6 protein-coding genes are annotated in these 7310 nt (G+C 46.5%); 2 read left to right on the forward strand and 4 right to left on the reverse strand.

The genetic code is table 11. The features are described 5' to 3' along the window. Positions 1-160: 160 nt before the first annotated feature. Positions 161-565, reverse strand: a complete 405-nt coding sequence (locus AABW11_RS08650; RefSeq protein WP_340104637.1) for a type II toxin-antitoxin system VapC family toxin — start codon at positions 563-565, stop codon at positions 161-163. Beyond that, the gene (locus AABW11_RS08655) at positions 562-801 is read right to left on the reverse strand and encodes a FitA-like ribbon-helix-helix domain-containing protein (RefSeq protein WP_340104639.1); all 240 of its coding nucleotides are present in this window, start codon (positions 799-801) and stop codon (positions 562-564) included. The genes AABW11_RS08650 and AABW11_RS08655 overlap by 4 nt, the downstream gene beginning before the upstream one ends. 392 nt (positions 802-1193) lie before the next feature. Here AABW11_RS08655 and AABW11_RS08660 point away from each other — a divergent pair, with 392 nt between their 5' ends. After that, entirely contained in the window at positions 1194-3116 is a 1923-nt protein-coding gene (locus AABW11_RS08660) for an ABC-F family ATP-binding cassette domain-containing protein (protein WP_340104641.1), read from the forward strand. A 500-nt stretch (positions 3117-3616) separates the two neighbouring features. Here the strand turns inward: AABW11_RS08660 and AABW11_RS08665 are convergent, their stop codons facing one another. Then, a complete protein-coding gene (locus tag AABW11_RS08665) occupies positions 3617-4885 on the reverse strand; it encodes a DEAD/DEAH box helicase (RefSeq protein ID WP_340104643.1) in 1269 nt (422 codons plus the stop codon). A gap of 191 nt (positions 4886-5076) precedes the next feature. On the opposite strand from AABW11_RS08665, the gene AABW11_RS08670 reads away from it, so the two are divergent. Next, positions 5077-6645, forward strand: coding sequence for an N-acyl-D-amino-acid deacylase family protein (locus tag AABW11_RS08670; protein ID WP_340104645.1), 1569 nt, complete (start codon positions 5077-5079; stop codon positions 6643-6645). A 36-nt stretch (positions 6646-6681) separates the two neighbouring features. Here AABW11_RS08670 and yjjX read toward each other — a convergent pair whose 3' ends face one another. After that, positions 6682-7209, reverse strand: coding sequence for an inosine/xanthosine triphosphatase (gene yjjX / locus AABW11_RS08675; protein WP_340104647.1), 528 nt, complete (start codon positions 7207-7209; stop codon positions 6682-6684). Positions 7210-7310: the final 101 nt, after the last annotated feature.

Raw genomic sequence — 7310 nt, forward strand, 5'->3', positions numbered from 1 at the left:
ATATCTCAACTTTCTTTGGGGCAAATCCCGTACCCTGGATAATCCACCCAATTATCAGAAAAGGACTGTTTAATTTGGATTTTGAATATGAAAGCTCTGAACCGTTTACAAGAATGAACAGGGAGTAGGCTGGGAATTTTAAGGAGATAAAATTCGTGAGTCAGGATTCAATTACTTCTTTTGGATGTTTAGCTAACTCAGGAAACTCCCTCAGAAGTTGCTTATCCATAGTAATTAATTTGAGATCGAGTTCGCTGGCTAAACTTACGAATTCACAATCGTAAGAGGAGCAAGTTGATTGACTAACACGATGGAGCACCTGCACCGAATTCACCCGGAATTGATAATCATTCATTTGAAGCTCCGCCTTCTCCATAATTAACAGGGCTTCTGATAAATCAAGCAGTTTCTTTCTTAAATAAAGTGTAACGACATTTCGAAATTCGCTTTGCCAAAGTATAGGTGCCGACCATTGAGGATCTTTCTGATACAACTTGTCACACAGTTCCGTTGAATCAGACGGAAGCCAAAAATGGGCGATAATATTCGTATCAACAACGATCATGGACGCCCCTGCTCAATAGCAGATTCTATTTCTTCAGAAGAGAGGCTGCCTCTCGCTTTTTTCCGCATGCGGCGTGCTTCCTTTAAAATATCGTCAGCAGAAACGGTCTGCGGCTTGACAGTTTTCTCTAAGCAGGCAATGATTTCGCTGTTAATACTGCGGTGGTGAGCTCCGGCTTGCTCTCTGATTTTTTTATAAATGTCTTCAGGAATATTTTTAACTGTGATACTTGGCATAATGATTTGGTTTCGTTATGGTTTATATTTGAAACTAAATAAGAGCGCTGATTATTCCAAGTAAATGAAAATACTGCCATTCATTAACTTTCTACTAAATTTCAAACGGAATGGATCCAACTTATACTGAGAAGAACAGAAAAAAATATAGTTCATTGCCTTAATCTCAATAGAATATCTTAGAATACTTTTAATGTTTCAAAACGAGAAGTTGTCAAATATCTGAGTAATTCTACACCGGTATGAGTATTTCCTTGAGTCGTAAGACGAGCGTGTACGCGAAGAGTATTTTCGAGCTATATTTAAATTCTCATCCATAGCAGAGGTTCACACGAAAAACTGTTATTTTGTAAGTCTTTGACTTTATCGAAAATCCGTAGCTATTCAATTTTATGACCTATCTCACTGTTGAGAATCTCTCCAAGCATTTTGGTGAGCGCACACTATTTGAAAATATCACCTTTGGCATGTCGAAAGGTGATAAAACCGCACTGATTGCTCCGAACGGCACGGGTAAATCAACCTTGCTTAAAATTATAGCCGGTGAAGAGAGCCAGAGTAGCGGAGAAGTGATGCTGCAAAGTGATGTCCGTGTTGGCTATCTAAAGCAGGAGCCGGAACTGAATCCCGCTCTCACTATCAACGAATATATACTGCAGGGTGATTCCGACATCACAAAGATTGTTCGGGAATATGAACGCGCCACAGAAGCCCAGGCGGCCGACTTTACCGAAAAAACACAGGATGCATTCATGAAAGCATCATCTGCAATGGACGCTGCAGGCGCATGGGATTTTGAGCAGCGCATGCAGCAGATTCTTGGCAAACTTGAAATTCACGATCTTGAACGGCTGATCAGCTCGCTGTCCGGCGGAGAAAAGAAGCGTGTGGCGCTGGCGTTCGTGCTGATCAACAGCCCCGACCTGATTATCCTTGATGAGCCTACCAACCACCTCGATCTCGACATGATTGAGTGGCTTGAAGAGTACCTGGCCAAAAGCAATGTTACTCTTTTGATGGTGACTCACGATCGTTATTTTCTCGATCGCGTATGTAATCATATCCTGGAGATGGATGCCGGGAACTTGTACCATCACAAAGGAAACTACGGCTACTACCTTCAGAAGAAAGCCGAACGAGAGGAGCAGGAGCGCGCCGAGATGCATAAAGCGGGTCAGCTCTACAAAAAAGAGCTGGAGTGGATGAGGCGCCAGCCAAAAGCACGGACATCCAAGTCGAAATCTAGAATTGACGCTTTTCACGATACGGCTGAGAAGGTAAATCAGCGATCAGACGATACCGAACTGCAGCTTGGAATCTCATCAAAACGAATTGGCGGGAATGTGCTGGAGCTTGAGGATATTAATAAATCGTATGATGACCTCACTATACTTGATGGATTCACTTATTCATTTAAAAAAGGGGAGCGGATCGGTATCATCGGGAAGAACGGGGTTGGAAAAAGTACATTTCTGAAGATTATAACCGGTGAGGAAGAGGCCGATTCGGGCAATGTAGATACCGGGCAGACCATAGAGTTTGGCTATTATAAACAGCAGGAAACCGGGTTTAATGAAGATCTGCGCATGATAGAAGTGGTGAAGGAGGTGGCATCGGTAATTACCATGGCAGATGGCAGCGAGGTGTCGGCGTCAAAATTCCTGGAGCACTTTATGTTTCCGCCCAAGATGCAGTATACGCCGGTACGGAAACTTAGCGGAGGTGAGCGACGTCGGCTCTCTTTAATGTTGGTGCTGGTCAAAAATCCCAACTTTCTTATTCTTGATGAGCCCACGAATGACCTCGACCTGATGACGCTGCAAAAGCTTGAAGAGTTTCTGCTCAACTTTGGTGGCTGTCTGATTCTTGTCTCGCACGATCGGTTTTTCATGGACAAACTGGTGGATCACTACTTTGTATTTGAAGGTGATGGCGTGATCGACGATCACCACGGAACCTACCAGGAGTACCGCGACCTTAAAGAGGCGCGGGAAGCAGAAGCAAAACGGATGGCCCGCGAAGCGGCGAGTTCAAAAACGTCGAGGTCGTCATCATCAAAAAGTAAACCGACAATACCAAAGAAAAAGGCTCCCGGGCTGACATTCAAAGAGCAGAAGCAGTTTAAAAAACTGGAAAAAGAGATTGCCAAACTCGAAAAAGAGCAGTCAGCTCTGGAAGCCGACATCGCAAGCGGTGACCTATCCGGCGACGAGCTTCAGGAAACATCCGAGCGGTACGGCGAAATTACCGGTGAGATAGAAGAAAAAACGATGGAGTGGATGGAGCTGGCAGAGAAAAATGAGAGTGGGAGTTGAAAATCCCCTCTTCGAGAGGGGAAAAGTGAAATCAAACGGACATATCCGGTTTGATGATCGAGGGGTGCGTTCCTGGGCGCTGCTCAAACTCTGGGCAAGTCTATCAATCCCAATCCCTGCCACACACCCCTGACTCCCGAAACCGTCGCTGCGCGCTGTTTCGTAAGTCTGTCCCCTCTCGAGATGGGATTTCCGGGACTTTCGACTGGTTTTTTAAATCTGACGGCTAAATTTAAGGACGGGCAAAGTAAATCCCCTCTTGCCCCAAGGATTCCTTTGGAAAGAGGGGAAAGCGCATCAAAACGTGCAGAGCTCGATTTTGATAGCAAGGGGTGTGTTCCTGAGCTTTTCCCTTAATCGAAACAAGCTAACCAACCCATATCAACCCAGTTACCGCCAAGAGTTGCGTCGGCCGACAAAAATTGTAAGACAAAAAAAGATCCGCAATGTCTTTTTGAGACATTGCGGATCTGGAATACGTTTTCTAAATATAAAATAACCTACCGGCGGGATTTGCTTCTTTTCCCGGATGATTTTGGACGCCGGCGTTTACCGCCATTGCTGCCGTTGCTGGTCCCATTACTGCTTCCGTTGTGACTCACGGTTTCAGCCTGCTGGGGTTTGGTGTCAGGTGCTCCATTTCCATTTCCATGTCCGTCCATCACCGGGATTTTTTGGTTGATCAGTTTCTCAATATCGCGGAGATACTCCTTTTCGCTGGAGTCTACAAACGAAAGAGCTGTGCCGTCTGAACCTGCCCGGCCCGTTCTGCCGATACGGTGTACATAGGTTTCCGGGATATTCGGGATTTCAAAGTTGATTACATATTTTAGCTCATCAACATCGATTCCGCGGGCTGCAATATCGGTGGCTACAAGCACCCGTGTCGACTGATCCTTGAAGTTGCTGAGTGCCCGCTGACGCGCATTTTGTGATTTATTACCGTGGATGGCTTCCGCCTGTATGCTTTTTTTGTTCAGCATCTTAACCACATTGTTGGCGCCCCGTTTTGTTCGGGTAAAGACCAGCGCCGATCCAACATTTTCATCGGTTAACACATCCACAAGAAGCTGCTTCTTATTTCCTTTATCAACATAGAAAATTCCCTGCCTGATCTTGTCGACAGTAGCTGCTTCGGGGGTCACCTCAATTTTCGTCGGGTTAGTGAGGATGGAGCTGGAAAGCTTAACAATCTCTTGCGGCATGGTTGCCGAGAAAAACAGTGTCTGACGCTTTTTGGGAAGAACCCTCAGCATTTTCTTAATGTCATGAATAAATCCCATGTCAAGCATTCTGTCAGCTTCATCCAGGACAAAAATCTCAATATTCGCCAGCGAAATGAAACCCTGGTTCATAAGGTCGAGCAGACGACCGGGTGTAGCTGTTAAAATATCAACTCCTCGTTTCAGTTGTTTCACCTGGCGTTTCTGGTTCACGCCGCCGTAAACAACCGCGGTGCTGAGCCCGGTATACCGGCCATAATTTTTAAAGCTCTCATCAATCTGAATTGCAAGCTCACGAGTGGGCGTCACGATTAAACTTCTGATGTTTCGGTTTTGATCGGTGCTGCTGTTGATACTCAGCTGTTCCAGGATAGGAATGGCAAAGGCAGCAGTTTTTCCCGTGCCAGTCTGGGCGCATCCAAGCAGGTCTTTTCCCTGTAATGCAATCGGTATGGCTTGTTCCTGGATGGGTGTTGGGGTAGTGTATCCTTCGTCGTTTAGAGATCTGAGGATTGGATCTGATAGCTTAAGTGAATTGAACGACATATAATATATAAAATGAAAAAAGCCCGCTTCGAAAGTGCGGGCTTTGAAAAGTGAACTTTAAGATACGGATAATTTTGGTGAGATCTATGAGGCAGCACAGAACGAGGCATTGGAAACCTTTTCGCGCCTTGTAGATCACCCCTATAGGCTGTAAGTTTATCGGTTATTAATCAACTCAATGCTACTCATCTATGATCAACAAGCACATATTGCCATTTCTCTTACTGATGTTCCTTTGGTTATGCTCCTGCTCAGCAGGAACGGACAACAGCCAGTACGATCTTTTGATTACAAATGCGTCTATTGTTGACGGCAGCGGCGCGGATGCGTTTGAAGGCAGTATTCTCATCCATAACGGTCTCATTGAAGAGGTTGGTTCCGTAGATACGACCAATCGGTCCTTCAGCCAAATTCTTAATGCGGAAGGCCGCGTGGTTTCGCCGGGATTTATCGACACGCACTCGCACGGCAACCCGCTTGAAACTCCACGGTTTAATAATTTTCTGTCGATGGGAGTCACCACAATCAGTCTTGGTCAGGACGGAAGCAGTCCCGGGACGGGAGATGTATCTGCCTGGATGGATCGAATTGATTCTGTCGGCACCGGACCGAATGTGGTTCATTTTATTGGCCATAACTCCGTTCGACGGTTTGTTAATGCGCCGCGTGAGGAGAATCTGGATTCAACTCGCATCGCGGAAATGCAGGAGTTGGTTGCAGCGGCGATGGCCGACGGTTCGTTTGGCCTGACGACCGGGCTTGAATACGATCACGGCTCGTTTGCCGGTCTGCAGGAGCTTATTGCTTTGGCGGAACCGGTAGCAGAGGCCGGTGGCGTAGTGATGAGCCACATGCGAAACGAGGATGAAGATGCCATTGCCGAATCCGTTGCCGAACTTGTGAACCAGGGGCTGGCGTCCGGCGCAAATGTTCACGCCTCACATCTAAAAATTGTCTACGGAAATGACCCGCAGCAGGCAGAAGACGTGCTCTCAATCATGCAGGATGCACGGGTAAATGAAGGGCTGAGAATTACGGCAGATCTATATCCCTATACCGCAAGCTACACTGGAATAGGCATAGTGTTTCCCGATTGGGCGCTTCCGCCAAATAACTATGAGCAGGTTGTTGAGAATCGCCGGGTTGAACTGGAAGAGTATCTGAACTACCGAATCGGACTCAGGAACGGCCCGGAGGCAACACTCTTCGGTACTGAACCTTACGCGGGAAAGACTCTCGAAGAGGTCGCCGACAGCCTGGGTAAATCGTTTGCGGATGTGCTGATTGACGACATTGGACCGAATGGTGCAAGCGCCGCTTATTTTGTGATGGATGAAGAGGTGATGGCACGCTTCCTGATTAATCCATTTGTAATGGTTAGTTCCGACGGCAGCCCGACCATGCGTCATCCGCGGGGATACGGCAGCTTTGCGAAAATCATTCGCCGGTTTGTCAATGAAGAACCACTGCTTACGCTTGAACAGGCTATCTATAAAATGAGCGGACTGCCGGCGGAAACACTTGGACTCGCCAATCGGAACGCAGTAGACACACCGAGGGGGCTGATTCGTGAAGGTTTCTCAGCTGATATATTGATTTTCGATCCGGCAAATGTTCGCGATATGGCTACGTTTGAAAATCCTCACACCTATGCAGAAGGATTCGACTGGGTTTTTGTGAATGGTGTGCCGGTTATAGAGGATGGAGAGCGAAACAGCGAAACGCCTGCCGGCGTAATTCGAAAGAGAGTTGATCTGTAGCAGAGGTATCTGATTATTAAAAGCTCGCAGACGACGTTAGTAAAGTTCTTTATTTCTGAATGGAATCGCGGCTAAAATAACGGCCTCCGTATAGTAGGAGGTTCGGTCAATGATATCGCCGGTTAAAATCCCAACAGCACCGCTTTTCTGTTTTGAGTTGGTTCGGTCAAAAACGATGTCATCTGCTTCACCAAGCTCTTTGCCCTGATTGACCAATTCAACGACTGCTTTTGGAAGGAAAAAAGTGCCCGTTCTTGATTTACCATAACTGCCGTAAGATTTGATAACAACCCAGGCAAATGCCACCATCCCGCCATCACTTTGTTCAATACCTCCCTCAATCCCAACAAAGAAATCAGCATCAGGATCTTGTGCTGAAGCATTATCCGCCCGGTTCTTTGCACCTTTGAACGTTTCATCACTGCTCATTGGCTGGTCAGATACGCCCGAATCCACAGACAACCCAATAAACTCAAATTTCTGGTTTGGAAACATCTGTTCAAATCCATTCCTCACGGCTTGAATTTTGACGGGATTCTTTGATGCGATGATAACTTTTTTCATAGATCTGATAAGGTTTGGTCAGCCACATTGCAGCGTCAGCCGGCTGAGTCTGTTGCACAACTCAAAATAGGTAGAACGGACGATTTGTTCTAATTATCCAG

Origin of the sequence: Rhodohalobacter sp. 8-1 (genome assembly GCF_038150125.1) — a bacterium.
Lineage (GTDB): Bacteria > Bacteroidota > Rhodothermia > Balneolales > Balneolaceae > SW132.

What these genes read in the sequence shown, in the direction of transcription:
- AABW11_RS08650 (WP_340104637.1), bottom strand. Translation starts at nt 565, where the DNA reads ATGATCGTTGTTGATACGAATATTATCGCCCATTTTTGGCTTCCGTCT.
- yjjX (WP_340104647.1), bottom strand. Translation starts at nt 7,209, where the DNA reads ATGAAAAAAGTTATCATCGCATCAAAGAATCCCGTCAAAATTCAAGCC.
- AABW11_RS08670 (WP_340104645.1), top strand. Translation starts at nt 5,077, where the DNA reads ATGATCAACAAGCACATATTGCCATTTCTCTTACTGATGTTCCTTTGG.
- AABW11_RS08655 (WP_340104639.1), bottom strand. Translation starts at nt 801, where the DNA reads ATGCCAAGTATCACAGTTAAAAATATTCCTGAAGACATTTATAAAAAA.
- AABW11_RS08665 (WP_340104643.1), bottom strand. Translation starts at nt 4,885, where the DNA reads ATGTCGTTCAATTCACTTAAGCTATCAGATCCAATCCTCAGATCTCTA.
- AABW11_RS08660 (WP_340104641.1), top strand. Translation starts at nt 1,194, where the DNA reads ATGACCTATCTCACTGTTGAGAATCTCTCCAAGCATTTTGGTGAGCGC.